The sequence below is a fragment of the Streptomyces sp. FXJ1.172 genome (genome assembly GCF_001636945.3).
In the GTDB taxonomy this organism is placed as follows: Bacteria; Actinomycetota; Actinomycetes; order Streptomycetales; family Streptomycetaceae; genus Streptomyces.
In genome coordinates this window covers 7565360-7582197 of the sequence record NZ_CP119133.2, presented here as the reverse complement: position 1 = coordinate 7582197, position 16838 = coordinate 7565360, and the positions used below count along the sequence as shown (strand labels likewise).

Sequence of the window (16838 nt, the reverse complement as noted above, 5' to 3'; positions counted from 1 at the left end):
CCAGAGACGACGGTCCAGCCGACTTCACCCGTCCTGATTGTCCCGCACTTTTCGACTGCGGGCCATCGCGGCATTACGTCAGGACAATCCCCGAGCTCAATCGGCCGTGGCGTCCGCGCGAACCAAACGGCGGACCTGTACCACGTAGAGCACTCCTGCCCACCAGTACAGCGTTGTACCCCATCCGGCGAACGCCCATCCGAAAATAGCAGCGAGTGACGCGATCCAACCACTTCCGTCACTGAGGAGCAGCAACGGGAAGGCATACATCAGGTTGAAGGTCGCTGCCTTCCCGAGGAAGTTCACCTGTGGCGGCGGATACCCGTGCCGGCGAAGGACGCCCACCATCACCAGGAGAACCAGTTCCCTCGCCAGCAGCAGCGCGGTCAGCCAGAGCGGCAGGATGTCCCGCCAGGTGAGACCGACCAGCGTGGAAAGCACATAGAGCCGGTCAGCGGCGGGGTCGAGGAGGCGGCCGAGGCTGCTGATCTGATTCCAGCGCCGGGCGAGCTTGCCGTCGAGATAGTCGCTGATCCCGCTGAAGGCCAGTACGAGGAGGGCCCAGCCATCGCTCTTGGGACCCCCGAACTCGGGCCTGAGGATCAGCCACAGGAAGAGGGGTACGCCGACGAGCCGCGCCATGCTGAGGATGTTGGGGATGGTGAGGACCCGGTCTGTCTGGACACGGGTCTCCTGGACCTCCACCCGGGGGCCTCCTGTGCGAAAACGAGCCAACGATGCCCCCTGACCTTACCTCAACGCAAAAAAGCTCCGGCCCCTGGGCAGTGCCCAAGAGCCGGAGCTTCAAAAGGAGTTCGGCGGCGTCCTACTCTCCCACAGGGTCCCCCCTGCAGTACCATCGGCGCTGTGAGGCTTAGCTTCCGGGTTCGGAATGTAACCGGGCGTTTCCCTCACGCTATGACCACCGAAACACTATGAAACTGTCCAGCCGCACCATGTGTGGCACATGGGGCCGTTCGTGGTTTCAGAACCAACACAGTGGACGCGAGCAACTGAGGACAAGCCCTCGGCCTATTAGTACCGGTCACCTCCACCAGTTACCTGGCTTCCAGATCCGGCCTATCAACCCAGTCGTCTACTGGGAGCCTTACCCCATCAAGTGGGTGGGAGTCCTCATCTCGAAGCAGGCTTCCCGCTTAGATGCTTTCAGCGGTTATCCCTCCCGAACGTAGCCAACCAGCCATGCCCTTGGCAGAACAACTGGCACACCAGAGGTTCGTCCGTCCCGGTCCTCTCGTACTAGGGACAGCCCTTCTCAAGACTCCTACGCGCACAGCGGATAGGGACCGAACTGTCTCACGACGTTCTAAACCCAGCTCGCGTACCGCTTTAATGGGCGAACAGCCCAACCCTTGGGACCGACTCCAGCCCCAGGATGCGACGAGCCGACATCGAGGTGCCAAACCATCCCGTCGATATGGACTCTTGGGGAAGATCAGCCTGTTATCCCCGGGGTACCTTTTATCCGTTGAGCGACGGCGCTTCCACAAGCCACCGCCGGATCACTAGTCCCGACTTTCGTCCCTGCTCGACCCGTCGGTCTCACAGTCAAGCTCCCTTGTGCACTTACACTCAACACCTGATTGCCAACCAGGCTGAGGGAACCTTTGGGCGCCTCCGTTACCCTTTAGGAGGCAACCGCCCCAGTTAAACTACCCATCAGACACTGTCCCTGATCCGGATCACGGACCCAGGTTAGACATCCAGCACGACCAGACTGGTATTTCAACGACGACTCCACAAACACTGGCGTGCCTGCTTCAAAGTCTCCCAGCTATCCTACACAAGCCGAACCGAACACCAATATCAAACTGTAGTAAAGGTCCCGGGGTCTTTCCGTCCTGCTGCGCGAAACGAGCATCTTTACTCGTAGTGCAATTTCACCGGGCCTATGGTTGAGACAGTCGAGAAGTCGTTACGCCATTCGTGCAGGTCGGAACTTACCCGACAAGGAATTTCGCTACCTTAGGATGGTTATAGTTACCACCGCCGTTTACTGGCGCTTAAGTTCTCAGCTTCGCCCCACCGAAATGGAGCTAACCGGTCCCCTTAACGTTCCAGCACTGGCAGGCGTCAGTCCGTATACATCGCCTTACGGCTTCGCACGGACCTGTGTTTTTAGTAAACAGTCGCTTCTCGCTGGTCTCTGCGGCCACCCCCAGCTCGAGGAGCAAGTCCCTCACCAGGAATGGCCCCCTTCTCCCGAAGTTACGGGGCATTTTGCCGAGTTCCTTAACCATAGTTCACCCGAACGCCTCGGTATTCTCTACCTGACCACCTGAGTCGGTTTAGGTACGGGCCGCCATGAAACTCGCTAGAGGCTTTTCTCGACAGCATAGGATCATCCACTTCACCACAATCGGCTCGGCATCAGGTCTCACCCTGCATGAGTGGCGGATTTGCCTACCACTCGGGCTACACCCTTACCCCGGGACAACCACCGCCCGGGATGGACTACCTTCCTGCGTCACCCCATCACTCACCTACTAACCGCTTGGTCCGGCGGCTCCACCACTTTCCTTTCCCGAAGGGTCCGGAACGGCTTCACGGCCTTAGCATCACGATGCTCGATGTTTGACGCTTCACAGCGGGTACCGGAATATCAACCGGTTATCCATCGACTACGCCTGTCGGCCTCGCCTTAGGTCCCGACTTACCCTGGGCAGATCAGCTTGACCCAGGAACCCTTAGTCAATCGGCGCACACGTTTCTCACGTGTGAATCGCTACTCATGCCTGCATTCTCACTCGTCAACCGTCCACGACTACCTTCCAGTGCCGCTTCACCCGGCAGACGACGCCCCTACCCATCCATACACCCGTTGGGGCTATATATATGAATGACACGACTTCGGCGGTACGCTTGAGCCCCGCTACATTGTCGGCGCGGAATCACTAGACCAGTGAGCTATTACGCACTCTTTCAAGGGTGGCTGCTTCTAAGCCAACCTCCTGGTTGTCTGTGCGACTCCACATCCTTTCCCACTTAGCGTACGCTTAGGGGCCTTAGTCGATGCTCTGGGCTGTTTCCCTCTCGACCATGGAGCTTATCCCCCACAGTCTCACTGCCGCGCTCTCACTTACCGGCATTCGGAGTTTGGCTAAGGTCAGTAACCCGGTAGGGCCCATCGCCTATCCAGTGCTCTACCTCCGGCAAGAAACACACGACGCTGCACCTAAATGCATTTCGGGGAGAACCAGCTATCACGGAGTTTGATTGGCCTTTCACCCCTAACCACAGGTCATCCCCCAGGTTTTCAACCCTGGTGGGTTCGGTCCTCCACGAAGTCTTACCTCCGCTTCAACCTGCCCATGGCTAGATCACTCCGCTTCGGGTCTTGAGCGTGCTACTAAAACGCCCTGTTCGGACTCGCTTTCGCTACGGCTTCCCCACCCGGGTTAACCTCGCAACACACCGCAAACTCGCAGGCTCATTCTTCAAAAGGCACGCAGTCACGAGATACAGCAAGCTGCATCCGACGCTCCCACGGCTTGTAGGCACACGGTTTCAGGTACTATTTCACCCCTCCCGGGGTACTTTTCACCATTCCCTCACGGTACTATCCGCTATCGGTCACCAGGGAATATTTAGGCTTAGCGGGTGGTCCCGCCAGATTCACACGGGATTTCTCGGGCCCCGTGCTACTTGGGTATCTCTCAAACGAGCCGCTGACGTTTCGACTACGGGGGTCTTACCCTCTACGCCGGACCTTTCGCATGTCCTTCGCCTACATCAACGGTTTCTGACTCGTCCTGCCGCCGGCAGACGACAGAAGAAAGAACCCACAACCCCGCATGCGCAACCCCTGCCGGGTCTCACACGCATACGGTTTGGCCTCATCCAGTTTCGCTCGCCACTACTCCCGGAATCACGGTTGTTTTCTCTTCCTGAGGGTACTGAGATGTTTCACTTCCCCTCGTTCCCTCCACACTGCCTATGTGTTCAGCAGCGGGTGACAGCCCATGACGACTGCCGGGTTTCCCCATTCGGAAACCCCCGGATCAAAGCCTGGTTGACGACTCCCCGGGGACTATCGCGGCCTCCCACGTCCTTCATCGGTTCCTGGTGCCAAGGCATCCACCGTGCGCCCTTAAAAACTTGGCCACAGATGCTCGCGTCCACTGTGCAGTTCTCAAACAACGACCAGCCACCCATCACCCCACCAGAACATCCGGTGAGTGCACTTAAGCAACTGAAGGAAGATCATTCCCTCAGACACCCAACAGCGTGCCCGGCCAGGTCCCGTCCGGCGATCATGCGTTCCACGCTCTTACGAGCAGTACTAGCAGCCACCGACCCGAGGTCCAGACCGAATAGTCAACGTTCCACCCATGAGCTGACCACCGTCGATCATTCGCCGACGTAGTGGCTCTGGCTGTCTTGCGACAGCTAGATGCTCCTTAGAAAGGAGGTGATCCAGCCGCACCTTCCGGTACGGCTACCTTGTTACGACTTCGTCCCAATCGCCAGTCCCACCTTCGACAGCTCCCTCCCACAAGGGGTTGGGCCACCGGCTTCGGGTGTTACCGACTTTCGTGACGTGACGGGCGGTGTGTACAAGGCCCGGGAACGTATTCACCGCAGCAATGCTGATCTGCGATTACTAGCGACTCCGACTTCATGGGGTCGAGTTGCAGACCCCAATCCGAACTGAGACCGGCTTTTTGAGATTCGCTCCACCTCACGGTATCGCAGCTCTTTGTACCGGCCATTGTAGCACGTGTGCAGCCCAAGACATAAGGGGCATGATGACTTGACGTCGTCCCCACCTTCCTCCGAGTTGACCCCGGCGGTCTCCCGTGAGTCCCCAGCACCACAAGGGCCTGCTGGCAACACGGGACAAGGGTTGCGCTCGTTGCGGGACTTAACCCAACATCTCACGACACGAGCTGACGACAGCCATGCACCACCTGTACACCGACCACAAGGGGGACCCTGTCTCCAGGGTTTTCCGGTGTATGTCAAGCCTTGGTAAGGTTCTTCGCGTTGCGTCGAATTAAGCCACATGCTCCGCCGCTTGTGCGGGCCCCCGTCAATTCCTTTGAGTTTTAGCCTTGCGGCCGTACTCCCCAGGCGGGGCACTTAATGCGTTAGCTGCGGCACGGACAACGTGGAATGTTGCCCACACCTAGTGCCCACCGTTTACGGCGTGGACTACCAGGGTATCTAATCCTGTTCGCTCCCCACGCTTTCGCTCCTCAGCGTCAGTATCGGCCCAGAGATCCGCCTTCGCCACCGGTGTTCCTCCTGATATCTGCGCATTTCACCGCTACACCAGGAATTCCGATCTCCCCTACCGAACTCTAGCCTGCCCGTATCGACTGCAGACCCGGGGTTAAGCCCCGGGCTTTCACAACCGACGCGACAAGCCGCCTACGAGCTCTTTACGCCCAATAATTCCGGACAACGCTTGCGCCCTACGTATTACCGCGGCTGCTGGCACGTAGTTAGCCGGCGCTTCTTCTGCAGGTACCGTCACTCTCGCTTCTTCCCTGCTGAAAGAGGTTTACAACCCGAAGGCCGTCATCCCTCACGCGGCGTCGCTGCATCAGGCTTTCGCCCATTGTGCAATATTCCCCACTGCTGCCTCCCGTAGGAGTCTGGGCCGTGTCTCAGTCCCAGTGTGGCCGGTCGCCCTCTCAGGCCGGCTACCCGTCGTCGCCTTGGTGAGCCGTTACCTCACCAACAAGCTGATAGGCCGCGGGCTCATCCTGCACCGCCGGAGCTTTACAACCAGAACCATGCGGTCCCGGCTCATATCCGGTATTAGACCCCGTTTCCAGGGCTTGTCCCAGAGTGCAGGGCAGATTGCCCACGTGTTACTCACCCGTTCGCCACTAATCCACCCCGAAGGGCTTCATCGTTCGACTTGCATGTGTTAAGCACGCCGCCAGCGTTCGTCCTGAGCCAGGATCAAACTCTCCGTGAATGTTTTCCCGTGATCGGGATGAACACCACGAGAGCGGAACCAAGAGGAGGAATAGTCCCCTCGGTTCACAGCGTCCTCGCTGTGTTTTTTCAAAGGAACCTCGACCATCGGACACGGTCCGACGGACGGGGTATCAACATATCTGGCGTTGACTTTTGGCACGCTGTTGAGTTCTCAAGGAACGGTCGCTTCCTTTGTACTCACCCTCTCGGGCTTTCCTCCGGGCTTCCCTTCGGTGTTTCCGACTCTATCAGGGTTTTTCCGTCTCCCTGACCACCCTCCGCAGACATGCACAAGGGGACCCTGAGATAGGATCTGACAAGTTTGGATGCTGCTGAGCGGGCACGCTTTCGCGTCCGCCCCAAGCAGGAGTACGACTGTACACGGAGCCTTGAACGCGGTGCAAATCCGCGGGGTTGGTGGTCTAGACCACTACCTGGTAGCTTCCATGCGGAACCCCAACTTCCTATGACATACGCTGCTGCTCAGCGCCGTCCAGGACTGGCAGTGACGGCCCGTAAGCAGCTCCACTCCTGGGAGGCTTCCCATGACCACCGTGTCGTCCCCTCTTGCCGGACGCGCCATCGGACTGGCCGACGTGCCGGATCCGGTCTTCTCCGGGGCCATGGTCGGCCCGGGTACCGCCATCGACCCCGTGCGCGAGCCCTCCGAGGCCGTGGCGCCCGTGGACGGCGTCATCGTTTCCCTGCACCCGCACGCCTTCGTCGTGGTCGACGCGGAGGGGCACGGCGTGCTCACCCACCTCGGCATCGACACCGTGCAGCTCAACGGCGAGGGCTTCGAGCTGCTCGTCAACAAGGGCGACACGGTGCAGCGCGGGCAGGCCGTCGTGCGCTGGAACCCCTCCGCCGTCGAGGCGGCCGGCAAGTCCCCCATCTGCCCCGTCGTTGCGCTCGAAGCCACGGCCGAGTCCCTCTCCGAACTCCGCGACAGCGGTGACGTGAAGGCCGGCGACAGCCTCTTCGCCTGGAACTGACGGCAGTGCCGCCCGAGGGCGGCATTCAGGACAACCACCGCGGCGGCGGGACCCGCCGCACTATCGGAGACGGGTGAGATGGAGACAACGCTGCGAGGCGTGGGTGTGAGCCATGGCGTGGCCATCGGCGAGGTTCGGCACATGGGTACGGCGGTGCTGGAGCCGCCGGCCAAGTCGATCCCCGCGGAAGAGGCGGAGCGGGAGCAGGGGCGGGCCCGCCAGGCCGTGGACGCCGTCGCCGCCGATCTGATGGCGCGCGGCAATCTGGCGGGCGGCGAGGCACAGGCCGTGCTCGAGGCGCAGGCCATGATGGCGCAGGACCCCGAGCTGATGGCCGACGTGGACCGGCGGATCGCCGTCGGCAGCACGGCCGAGCGTGCCGTGTACGACGCGTTCGCGGCGTACCGCGAGCTGCTGGCCGGTGCGGGTGAGTACCTCGCCGGTCGCGTGGCCGACCTCGATGACGTGCGGAATCGTATCGTCGCCCGGCTGCTGGGCGTGCCGATGCCGGGTGTTCCGGACAGCGACGAGCCCTATGTGCTCGTGGCGCGGGATCTGGCTCCTGCCGACACCGCGCTGCTGGACCCGTCTTTGGTGCTCGGTTTCGTGACCGAGGAGGGCGGGCCGACCAGCCACAGCGCGATCCTTGCGCGGGCGCTGGGTGTGCCGGCGGTCGTGGCGCTGCCGGGTGCCGGTGAACTGGCCGAGGGCACGGTGATCGCCGTGGACGGCAGCACCGGCGACATCTTCGTGAACCCGAGCGAGGCGAAGAAGGCGGAGTTGGCGGCCGCGGCCGCCGAGCGCAAGGCCGCGCTGGCCGCGTCGACCGGGCCGGGTGCGACGGCCGACGGCCACAAGGTGCCGCTGCTGGCCAACGTGGGCGGGCCGGCGGACGTGCCGGCCGCGGTGGAGGCCGGGGCCGAGGGTGTCGGTCTGTTCCGTACCGAGTTCCTGTTCCTGGACGACAGCAAGAACGCTCCTTCCGAGCAGAAGCAGGTGGAGGCCTACCGGCAGGTGCTGGAGGCGTTCCCCGAGGGCCGTGTGGTCGTGCGGGTGCTGGACGCCGGTGCGGACAAGCCGCTGGACTTCCTGACTCCCTCCGACGAGCCGAACCCGGCGCTCGGTGTGCGGGGTCTGCGGACGCTGCTGGACCATCCCGAGGTCCTGCGCACGCAGCTGACCGCGCTGGCCAAGGCCGCCGAGGGGCTGCCCGTCTACCTCGAGGTCATGGCGCCCATGGTGGCGGACCGCGCGGACGCGAAGGCGTTCGCGGACGCCTGCCGTGAGGCAGGGCTGCGGGCGAAGTTCGGCGCGATGGTGGAGATCCCGTCGGCTGCGCTGCGGGCGCGTTCGATCCTGCAGGAGGTCGAGTTCCTGTCGCTGGGGACCAACGACCTCGCGCAGTACACCTTCGCCGCCGACCGGCAGGTCGGCGCGGTGTCCCGTCTCCAGGACCCGTGGCAGCCGGCGCTGCTCGACCTGGTGACGCTGTCCGCCGAGGCGGCCAAGGCCGAGGGCAAGAGCTGCGGTGTGTGCGGTGAGGCCGCGTCGGATCCGCTGCTGGCCTGTGTGCTGACCGGTCTGGGCGTCACCTCCCTGTCCATGGGTGCGGCGTCGATTCCTTATGTCCGGGCGACGCTGGCGAAGTACACGCTGGCGCAGTGCGAGCGGGCCGCCGCGGCCGCGCGTGCCGCGGACAGCGCCGAGGAGGCGCGCAGCGCGGCTCAGGCGGTGCTGTCCGGCGAGTAGCCGTACGTACCGTCCGGCGTGCATCCGGTGTGCCGGGTTCAGGGGCGTCCCGCCTTGGGTGGGGCGCCCCTGATGCGTTCGGCGTGCGGCGCGGGTGCGTTCAGTGCCGGTGGCCCGGGGCTGTGCTCTCCTCTCCGAGGTCGGGAGGCTCGCAGTAGTCGACGCCGGATTCCGGGGAGATGAGTTCGCCGGATTCGGCGTCGGTGCAGTAGGCGTCGAACACTTCGGAGGCGGTGAGGGGTTCCAGGCCGCCGGCGCGCAGTCGCCAGCCGTAGACGCGGTCCGCTGTGTCCGGGCGGCTGGTGCGCATGACGAGTCCGCCGGGGCTGCGGGTCGCGAGGCCGAGCGCGAGGACGCTGGTGAATTCCAGGACCTCGGCCTCGTCGAGGCGGGTGCCGTCGTGTCCGTCGTGTCCGTCCTGGTCGGCGTGCAGGACGGAGACGAGGGTGTCCGGTGGTCCGGACACGCTGGTCACGAGGTGCCGGTCGCCGGGCGGTGCGGTGTCGAGGATGCGGACCAGGAGGGCGGAGGCGCGGGTGAAGGCGGCCTTGCCGATGTCCTCGCCGCAGGTGGGGCAGGGGCCGAGGCGGGACAGGAGGGTGGTGGCGTACTCCCAGGTGGCCTGGCGTACGGCTTCGTCCACGAGGGCCGGTACGAGGGTGGCGAGGGGGCGGCCGTCGTAGGGGATGGTGGGGCCCGTGGCCGCGAGTTCGGCGGTGAACCTGGTGCGGCTGGCCGCCGCTTCCGGGTCGAGGCCGGTCTGCGCGCAGTAGGCGGCGTAATCCTCGGGGTCGAACAGGGCGAGTGTGGTGTGGCTGCCCTGGGCGGCGCGGGTCTTGAGGACCGTTTCGACCTGCTGGAGGTAGGCCGCGTGGTCGTCGAAGGTGAAGCTGCGGTAGCGCCGCATGGCGCGGAAGTCGTGTTCGTCGGTGAGCAGGCCGATGGTGCCGGCGATCTCGCGGCGCAGGACGCGTCGCATGGTCCGGTGGTCGGTGTGCGCCATGTTTCCCCCAAAGTGCGCAGTCGATCAATGCTCACTCACCGTAACCGGCGGCACTGACAACGGGGGTGCCGCCGGTGGTCGGGGGTGAGCGGACGGGGCGTGCGCGCGGCGGATCTCGGGGGCGGTTCAGGCGCGTTTGCGGGCGAGTTCCTCGTAGAAGCCGAGCAGGGCGATGTTGTCGATGGATCCGGGGTTGACCGCCTTTTCCAGGGGTGTGCCCTGCAGGAGGCGCTTGACGGGGACCTCGATGCGCTTGCCGGTGAGGGTGTGCGGGACGCCGGGCACCTCGATGATCTCGTCGGGCACGTGGCGCGGTGAGAGCTGCTGGCGGATGGCCTGCTTGATGCGGTTCAGGAGTGCCTCGTCCAGGGCGGCGCCGGGGGCAAGGTGGACGAAGAGGGGCATCCAGTAGCCGCCGTCGGGCTGCTCGACACCGATGACGAGGGACTCCTTGATCTCGGGCAGGCGCTCGACCACCTCGTAGATGTCGGCCGAGCCCATGCGCACGCCCTGCCGGTTGAGGGTGGAGTCGGAGCGGCCGTGGATGATCACGGTGCCGCGGGAGGTGACGGTGATCCAGTCGCCGTGGCGCCAGACGCCGGGGTAGGTGTCGAAGTAGCTGTCGTGGTAGCGGCTGCCGTCGGGGTCGTTCCAGAAGCGGATCGGCATGGAGGGCATGGGGTTGGTGACGACCAGTTCGCCCACCTCGTCGGTGACGGGCTCGCCGCTCGGGTCCCAGGCCTGCAGGTCGGTGCCGAGGCCGGCAGCCTGGAGTTCGCCGGTGTACACGGGGAGGGTCGGGACGGCTCCCGCGAAACAGGAGCAGACGTCGGTGCCGCCGCTGACGGAGGCGATCCACAGGTCGGCCCCGCTCGCTGCGAACTCGTCGTGCAGCCAGCGGAAACCGTCGGGCGGGAGGGGCGAGCCGGTGGTGGCGACGCACTTCACGGTGGTCAGGTCGTGGTCGCGCGCGGGGTGTACGCCGGCCTTGCGGCAGGCCATGACGTAGGCGGCCGAGGTGCCGTAGAGGGTGGCCCCGGTGCGTTCGGCGACGCGCCACTGGGCGCCGGTGTCGGGGTAGCCGGGGCTGCCGTCGTACAGGACGATCGTCGTGCCCGTGAGGAGGCCGGAGACGAGGAAGTTCCACATCATCCAGCCGGTGGAGGTGTACCAGAAGAAACGGTCCTCGGGGCCGAGGTCGCAGTGCAGGCCGAGTTGCTTGAGGTGTTCGACGAGGATGCCGCCCTGGGACTGGACGATGGCCTTGGGCAGGCCGGTCGTGCCGGAGGAGTAGAGCACCCACAAGGGGTGGTCGAAGGGGACCTGTTCGAAGACGGGCTCGGTGTCGGCCGAGGTGAGGGCCGACCAGTCCAGGGCGCCTTCGGGTGCCTCGGTGCCGAGGAGCGGGATGTGGACGGCGGCGCGCAGGGTGGGCAGTTCGCGGCGCAGTTCGGCGACGGTCTCGCGGCGGTCGTGTTCCTTGCCGCCGTAGCGGTAGCCGTCGACGGTGAACAGGACGACGGGTTCGACCTGCTGGAAGCGGTCGAGGACGCTGCGGGCGCCGAAGTCGGGGGCGCAGGAGGTCCAGACGGCACCGACGGCGGCCGTGGCGAGCAGGGCGACGACGGCTTCGGGGATGTTGGGGAGGTAGCCGCTGACGCGGTCGCCGGGGCGGACGCCGAGGGTACGGAGTTCGGCGGCGAGGGAGCCGACCTGCCGGCGCAGGTCGGACCAGGTCACCGGGTGTGGTTCGTGGGTCTCGTCCACGTGCAGCAGGGCGGGTTCGTCGGCGCGGTCGGCCGTGGCGCGCAGGGCGTGCTCGGCGTAGTTGAGGGTGGCTCCGGGGAACCACTGGGCGCCGGGCATCGAGCGGTCGCCGAGCACGCGCGCGTAGGGGGCCGAGAACCGTACGTCGAACCACTCTGTGACGGCTTTCCAGAAGGTGTCGAGCTGGTCGACGGACCACTGGTGGAGGGTGGGGTAGCCGCCTTCGGCCGGGGCGCCGTGGTGTTCAGCGGCCCATGCCTGGAACTCGGTGATGCGGGCCTGGGCGATCCGCTCGGGATCGGGCTGCCAGAGCGGCTGGGGGTTCGCGGTGGACATGGGGCGGCTCCCGGGCTGTGCGCGTCGTGGGCGTCTGTCCGCGCACGTGCTGGGGTGTGCGCGTGACGCGGCTGACAGGGACGATGCCATGTGATCGACTTCTGCACCAGGGCTCCTCCCACATAGTCCGTGTCGTGAAGATGTGGTCCCAGCACGGGTGAACGGCAGTTGAACGACACGCACGCGTGGGGCGCGCAGTGGCAGGGTGAGCAGCATGGACGGTCGTGACCTGGTGCGTTCGGTGAGTGTGGTCGGTTCGGGGAGGGCGGCTCGGGGGTTGCGTACCGTACGTGCCGCGTGGCGCAGGAGGCGGATCGACGCCGCCGGGCTGCCGCGGCGCGAGGCCGAGCGGGCCCGGGTCCCGGGGCAGGTGAAAAGCGTGGAGCCGGGCCCTGGCGGCGGTGTGATCCGGTTCGGCCGGTCGGAGCTGCGGATCACTGTCGCGGTGAACGGGGCGGTGTTCTGGGGCTGGGACGGGGCGGGTCCGGAGCCGTCGTACGCGCTCGCCGGGAGCTGTCCGGAGCCGGATCCGCGGGCGGTGCTGGAGCCGGACAAGGACGGTGGCTGGCGGGTGGTCGCCGAGCGCGTGACGGTCGTCGTCTCGCGGCACGGTGCGGTGCAGGTGTGCACGCCCGGCGGGGTGATGCTGCGGCATGATCTGCCGCCGCGCTGGTGGGAGCCGGTCGGCGGGGGTACGGCGCGGTGGATGCAGCGTTCGGAGGTGGCGGCGGACGCCCGGTTCTTCGGTCTGGGCGGGCGGGCGTCCGGGCCGCGGCTGCGGGACGGGGCGTACCGGTTGTGGAACACCGATCCGGGCCGGGCGTTCGGGCCCGGTACGGATCCGCTGTATCTGACCATGCCGGTGCAGCTCGTGGTGGCCGACGCCGGTACGCACCTGGTGTTCCACGACACCACGTGGGACGGCACGGTGGTGCTGCGGGAGGGCGAGGAGGGGGCGGGGTCCGGGCACGACCGGGCGGGGCGCTGCGAGGTGCGGATGGACGGCGGTCCGCTGCGCTGCTGGGTGATGGTGGGTGCGCCCGCGCGCGTGCTGCACACATGGGCCTCGCTGACCGGGGCGCCCGCGCTGCCGCCGGCGTGGGCGCTCGGTCATCATCACGCGCGGTGGGGCTTTGGCAGTGAGCATGAGGTGCGCCGGATCGTGGCGGGGTACCAGGAGCGCGGTCTGCCGCTGGACGCGGTGCACCTGGACATCGACCACTACGACGATCACCAGGTGTTCACCGTCGACCAGGAGCGGTTCCCGAAGCTGCCGCTGCTGGCGGAGGAGCTGCGCCGGGACGGGATCCGGCTGGTGTCGATCGTCGATCCGGCGGTGAAGGCGGCGCCGGGCACCGCCGTGTACGACAGTGGCGAGGCGGTGGACGCGTTCGTGCGGGACGCCTCCGGCCGGACGGTGCGGGGTGTGGTGTGGGCCGGTGAGTCGGTGTTCCCGGACTTCACGCACGCGCGCGTGCGTGAGTGGTGGGGCGGGCTCTACGAGGAGCGGCTGGCGCAGGGTTTCGCGGGGTTCTGGCACGACATGAACGAGCCGACGTCGTTCAACGCCTTCGGGGAGCGGACCCTGCCTCGTTCGGCCCGGCATGCCCTGGAGGGCCGTGGCGGTGATCACCGGGAGGCGCACAACGTGTATGCGCTGTGCATGGCCCGCGCGGGTTACGAGGGCCTGCGCGAGTTGTCTGCCGGCCAGCGGCCGTTTGTGTTCTCGCGTTCGGGCTGGGCGGGGATGCAGCGCTACGGGGGCACCTGGTCGGGGGACGTGGCGACCGGCTGGCCGGGCCTGCGGGCTTCGCTGGCGCTGGTGCTGGGGCTCGGGCTGTGCGGGGTGCCGTACTCGGGTCCGGACGTGGGGGGTTTCGACGGGAGCCCGTCGCCGGAGCTGTATCTGCGCTGGTTCCAGCTCGGTGCCTATCTGCCGCTGTTCCGCACCCACGCGAGTCTGCGGGCGGGGCGCAGGGAGCCCTGGGAGTTCGGGGCCGAGGTGCTGGAGCACGCGCGCGTGGCGCTGCTGGAACGGCGGCGGCTGCTGCCGTATCTGGTGACGCTGGCGCATCTGGCCCGCCGGAGCGGCGCGCCGTATGTGCGTCCGCTGTGGTGGGGGGCTCCGGAGGACCGGGCGCTGCGCGACTGTGAGGACACGTTTCTGCTCGGGGACGGCCTGCTGGTGGCGCCGGTCCTGGATCCGGGTGTGGACCGGCGTGCGGTGCAGCTGCCGCGGGGCCGCTGGTACGACACCGTGACGGAGAGGGTGTACGAGGGGCCGGGGCAGGTGCTCGTGGACGCGCCGCTGTCCCGGATACCGGTGCTCGCGCGCGCGGGTGCGGTCGTTCCGGTACGGGGCGCCGGCGGCGGTCTCGAGCTGGAGGTGTGGGCGCCCGCGCGGGGCCGGACCGGGGGTGGCCTGGTCGTGCAGGACGCGGGCGGCGGCTGGGACGAACCGGAGGTGGAACGCTACGTCGCCCGCTGGCACGGCCGGCGGGTGGCGGTCACCCGGGAGCGGGAGGGCGGTTCGGGCGAGCCGCCCTACCCGGTGCGGGTGCGGGGGCTCGGCTGAGCCGCGCGGGTCAGACGTACCGCCCTTCGAACCAGGCCCGTACAGCCACGGTGTGCAGCGGGAAGGCGAGTTCCTCGGGCCTGCGCAGCAGGTGCCAGCCCTCTGTCTCGTCCGTGGGGCCGGAGGGCGGCAGTCCGGTGACCGGGCGTTCCGGGAGGAGTCCGAACAGCAGCAGGTGTCCGTCGGGCGAACTCATGGCGTCCACGAGCCGCACGTCACGCGGGGCCGCGTCGATGCCGGTCTCCTCCTTGAGTTCGCGGACTACGGCCTGTTTCCAGTCCTCCCGGTCGTCGATGTAACCGCCGGGCAGGGCCGTGCCTCCGCGCGCGGGGGAGATGGTCCGGGTGATGACGACCAGGGCCGTGCCCTGGGTGTCGTACACGGGCTGGAGTGCGATCGCGACGGGCAGCGGGTTGCGGTAGGCGACGGCCCCGCAGGACGGGCAGGTGCGCGGCCAGCCGGATGCGCCCTCTGCGTAGGGCGCTCCGCAGCTCGAACAGTGGGAGCCCGGCGCGGAGTTGGCAGTTGGGTGCTGAGTTTCGGACACGCGCGGACTGTATCCGATCAGGGGAAGGACGTCTTCCGGCGGCGATCGTTCGGTTCACGCGGGCTCCCTGCCCTTTTCCGTCCGCCCGTGGCACACTTCTGACGCTTCGTCAGATTCGCCGATGGGGAGGGACCTTGCCGCACACACGAACACCCGCGGTCGCCGACTGGTTCGGCGGAGAGGGGGACGCCTTCCGGCTACTGGGCACGCGGTGCTCGTCCTGCGCGACGGTGTTCTTCCCGCGCGAGGACGTCCACTGCCGTAACCCGCACTGCACGGGTGGCTCCCTGGAAGAGGTTCCATTGTCGCGAAAGGGGCGTATCTGGTCGTACACGGACAGCAGGTATCGCCCGCCGTCACCCTATGTGAGCAATCCGGAACTTCCGTGGGAGCCGTACGCGTTGATCGCAGTGGAGCTGGAGGCCGAGCGGATGGTGGTGCTCGGGCAGGCGGCTCCCGGGATCACCGTCGCCGATCTGACGGTGGGCATGGAGGTGGAGGTCGTCCCCGGAGTGCTCGGCGAGGACACGGAGACGACCTGGACGACCTGGCACTGGCGGCCGACGGGGGTGGCGGTGTGACGCAGGATGTGGCGGTGCTCGGCGCGGGCATGCACCCGTGGGGCAAGTGGGGGCGGTCCTTCGTGGAGTACGGGACGGCGGCGGCCCGCGCGGCGCTCGCGGACGCCGGAGTCGACTGGTGCGACATCGGCTCGGTCGTGGGCGCGGACACGGTCCGCGGCGGGTATCCCGGGTATGTGGCGGGCGCGACGTTCGCCAAGGCCCTGGGCTGGCAGGGGGCCAGGGTGACCAGCGTGTACGCGGCCTGCGCGTCCGGAGCGCAGGCGATCGCCACCGCGCGGGCGCAGATACTCGCGGGGCTCGCGGACGTCGTCCTCGTGGTCGGGGCCGACGCCGCACCCAAGGGGTTCTTCCGGCCCGCGGGCGGGGACCGCGCCGATGACCCGGACTGGCTGCGCTTCCGGCTGCTGGGCGCCACGAATCCGGCGTACTTCGGGCTGTACGCGCGCCGGCGGATGGCGGTGCACGGGGACACGCCGGAGGACTTCGCGCTGGTCAAGGTGAAGAACGCCGCCATGGGCGCGCTCAACCAGTACGCCCGGTACCGCAAGCGGGTCACCGCCGAGGAGGTCGCCGCGTCGGCGGTGGTCGCCGATCCGCTGCGGCTGCTCGACATCTGCGCCACCTCCGACGGCGCCGCGGCCCTGGTCCTGTCCAGCATGGACTTCGCGCACCGGCGCGGTGCGGCCCGGCCGGTGCGCATCCGCGCGGTGTCGACGGTGACCCCGGCCTTCCCGAACACGGTGCTGGACCTGCCGGACATCGCCACCGACTCGGCGCTCGCGGTGGAGCCCCCGGGCGAGACGTTCCGGGCGTCGATCGCGCGGGCCGCGTACGAGGAGGCGGGCATCGGTCCCGAGGATCTGTCCCTGGCGGAGGTCTACGACCTGTCCACCGCACTGGAGCTGCAGTGGTACGAGGATCTGGGACTGTGCGGCGCGGGCGAAGGCGCGAAACTGCTGCGGGAGGGCGCGACGGCCCCGGGCGGCCGCATACCCGTCAACGCCAGCGGCGGTCTCGCCTCCTTCGGGGAAGCGGTGCCGGCCCAGGCCATCGCTCAGGTCTGCGAGCTGACCCGGCAGTTGCGGGGCACCGCGGGCGAGCGTCAGATCTCCGGGGCGAGCGTGGGAATCACAGCAAATCAGGGGCTGTTCGGGCATGGATCGTCGGTGATCGCGGTGCGCTGAGCGGGGTCTTCCGCGGTCGCGGCGACGACCTGGGCCGGGGGCTGGTGGTGGGCCTGTGATCCATGAGGTTGTCCACGCTGTGTGATCGCCCCGGAATCCTGCGTGAATGTCTCATGAACTGCGCCTGGGCGTACGCGGGCCGCGCA

General features: G+C 66.9%; 9 protein-coding genes and 3 rRNA genes. 5 read left to right on the top strand and 7 right to left on the bottom strand.

Annotation, left to right across the window (positions count from 1 at the left end; all coding sequences use genetic code 11):
• Positions 1–96: 96 nt before the first annotated feature.
• The 4 genes from A6P39_RS34135 to A6P39_RS34120 form a co-directional block, all read right to left on the bottom strand.
• Entirely contained in the window at positions 97–705 is a 609-nt protein-coding gene (locus A6P39_RS34135; RefSeq protein WP_067049888.1) for a CDP-alcohol phosphatidyltransferase family protein, read from the bottom strand.
• 108 nt (positions 706–813) lie between these two features.
• Positions 814–930 (bottom strand): 5S ribosomal RNA (rrf, locus tag A6P39_RS34130).
• Positions 931–1015: 85 nt separating this feature from the next.
• Positions 1016–4125: ribosomal RNA gene (locus tag A6P39_RS34125) — 23S ribosomal RNA — on the bottom strand.
• 300 nt (positions 4126–4425) lie between these two features.
• Positions 4426–5950 (bottom strand): 16S ribosomal RNA (locus A6P39_RS34120).
• The 16S, 23S and 5S rRNA genes sit together here, the layout of an rRNA operon.
• Positions 5951–6497: 547 nt before the next feature.
• Here A6P39_RS34120 and A6P39_RS34115 point away from each other — a divergent pair.
• Together A6P39_RS34115 and ptsP are read left to right on the top strand one after the other, a co-directional pair.
• On the top strand, positions 6498–6947 hold the full coding sequence (locus A6P39_RS34115; protein ID WP_067038994.1) for a PTS sugar transporter subunit IIA: 450 nt from the start codon (positions 6498–6500) through the stop codon (positions 6945–6947).
• Positions 6948–7025: 78 nt separating this feature from the next.
• Positions 7026–8696 (top strand): phosphoenolpyruvate--protein phosphotransferase, encoded by a 1671-nt coding sequence (gene ptsP, locus A6P39_RS34110; protein WP_067038995.1) that lies wholly within the window; start codon positions 7026–7028, stop codon positions 8694–8696.
• A 100-nt stretch (positions 8697–8796) separates the two neighbouring features.
• Here ptsP and A6P39_RS34105 read toward each other — a convergent pair whose 3' ends face one another.
• Positions 8797–9699 carry a hypothetical protein gene (locus A6P39_RS34105; RefSeq protein ID WP_067038996.1) on the bottom strand — a complete coding sequence of 301 codons (903 nt, stop codon included), beginning with the start codon at positions 9697–9699 and terminating at the stop codon, positions 8797–8799.
• Between the two features lie 126 nt (positions 9700–9825).
• On the bottom strand, positions 9826–11802 hold the full coding sequence (locus A6P39_RS34100) for an acetoacetate--CoA ligase (protein ID WP_067038997.1): 1977 nt from the start codon (positions 11800–11802) through the stop codon (positions 9826–9828).
• 214 nt (positions 11803–12016) lie between these two features.
• On the opposite strand from A6P39_RS34100, the gene A6P39_RS34095 reads away from it, so the two are divergent.
• Positions 12017–14377: a glycoside hydrolase family 31 protein gene (locus A6P39_RS34095; RefSeq protein WP_199840647.1), complete on the top strand. Its 2361-nt coding sequence runs from the start codon at positions 12017–12019 to the stop codon at positions 14375–14377.
• A 10-nt stretch (positions 14378–14387) separates the two neighbouring features.
• Here A6P39_RS34095 and A6P39_RS34090 read toward each other — a convergent pair whose 3' ends face one another.
• The gene (locus A6P39_RS34090; RefSeq protein ID WP_067038998.1) at positions 14388–14924 is read right to left on the bottom strand and encodes an NUDIX domain-containing protein; all 537 of its coding nucleotides are present in this window, start codon (positions 14922–14924) and stop codon (positions 14388–14390) included.
• Positions 14925–15058: 134 nt separating this feature from the next.
• Between A6P39_RS34090 and A6P39_RS34085 the strand changes: the two genes are divergently transcribed.
• A complete protein-coding gene (locus A6P39_RS34085) occupies positions 15059–15505 on the top strand; it encodes a Zn-ribbon domain-containing OB-fold protein (protein ID WP_067038999.1) in 447 nt (148 codons plus the stop codon).
• Positions 15502–16692: a lipid-transfer protein gene (locus A6P39_RS34080; RefSeq protein ID WP_067039000.1), complete on the top strand. Its 1191-nt coding sequence runs from the start codon at positions 15502–15504 to the stop codon at positions 16690–16692. Before A6P39_RS34085 ends, A6P39_RS34080 begins: the two co-directional genes overlap by 4 nt.
• Positions 16693–16838 lie beyond the last annotated feature (146 nt).

Excerpts from the sequence above, each read along its gene's own strand:
- ptsP (WP_067038995.1), top strand. The coding sequence starts at position 7,026 with ATGGAGACAACGCTGCGAGGCGTGGGTGTGAGCCATGGCGTGGCCATC.
- A6P39_RS34105 (WP_067038996.1), bottom strand. The coding sequence starts at position 9,699 with ATGGCGCACACCGACCACCGGACCATGCGACGCGTCCTGCGCCGCGAG.
- A6P39_RS34100 (WP_067038997.1), bottom strand. The coding sequence starts at position 11,802 with ATGTCCACCGCGAACCCCCAGCCGCTCTGGCAGCCCGATCCCGAGCGG.
- A6P39_RS34115 (WP_067038994.1), top strand. The coding sequence starts at position 6,498 with ATGACCACCGTGTCGTCCCCTCTTGCCGGACGCGCCATCGGACTGGCC.
- A6P39_RS34095 (WP_199840647.1), top strand. The coding sequence starts at position 12,017 with ATGGACGGTCGTGACCTGGTGCGTTCGGTGAGTGTGGTCGGTTCGGGG.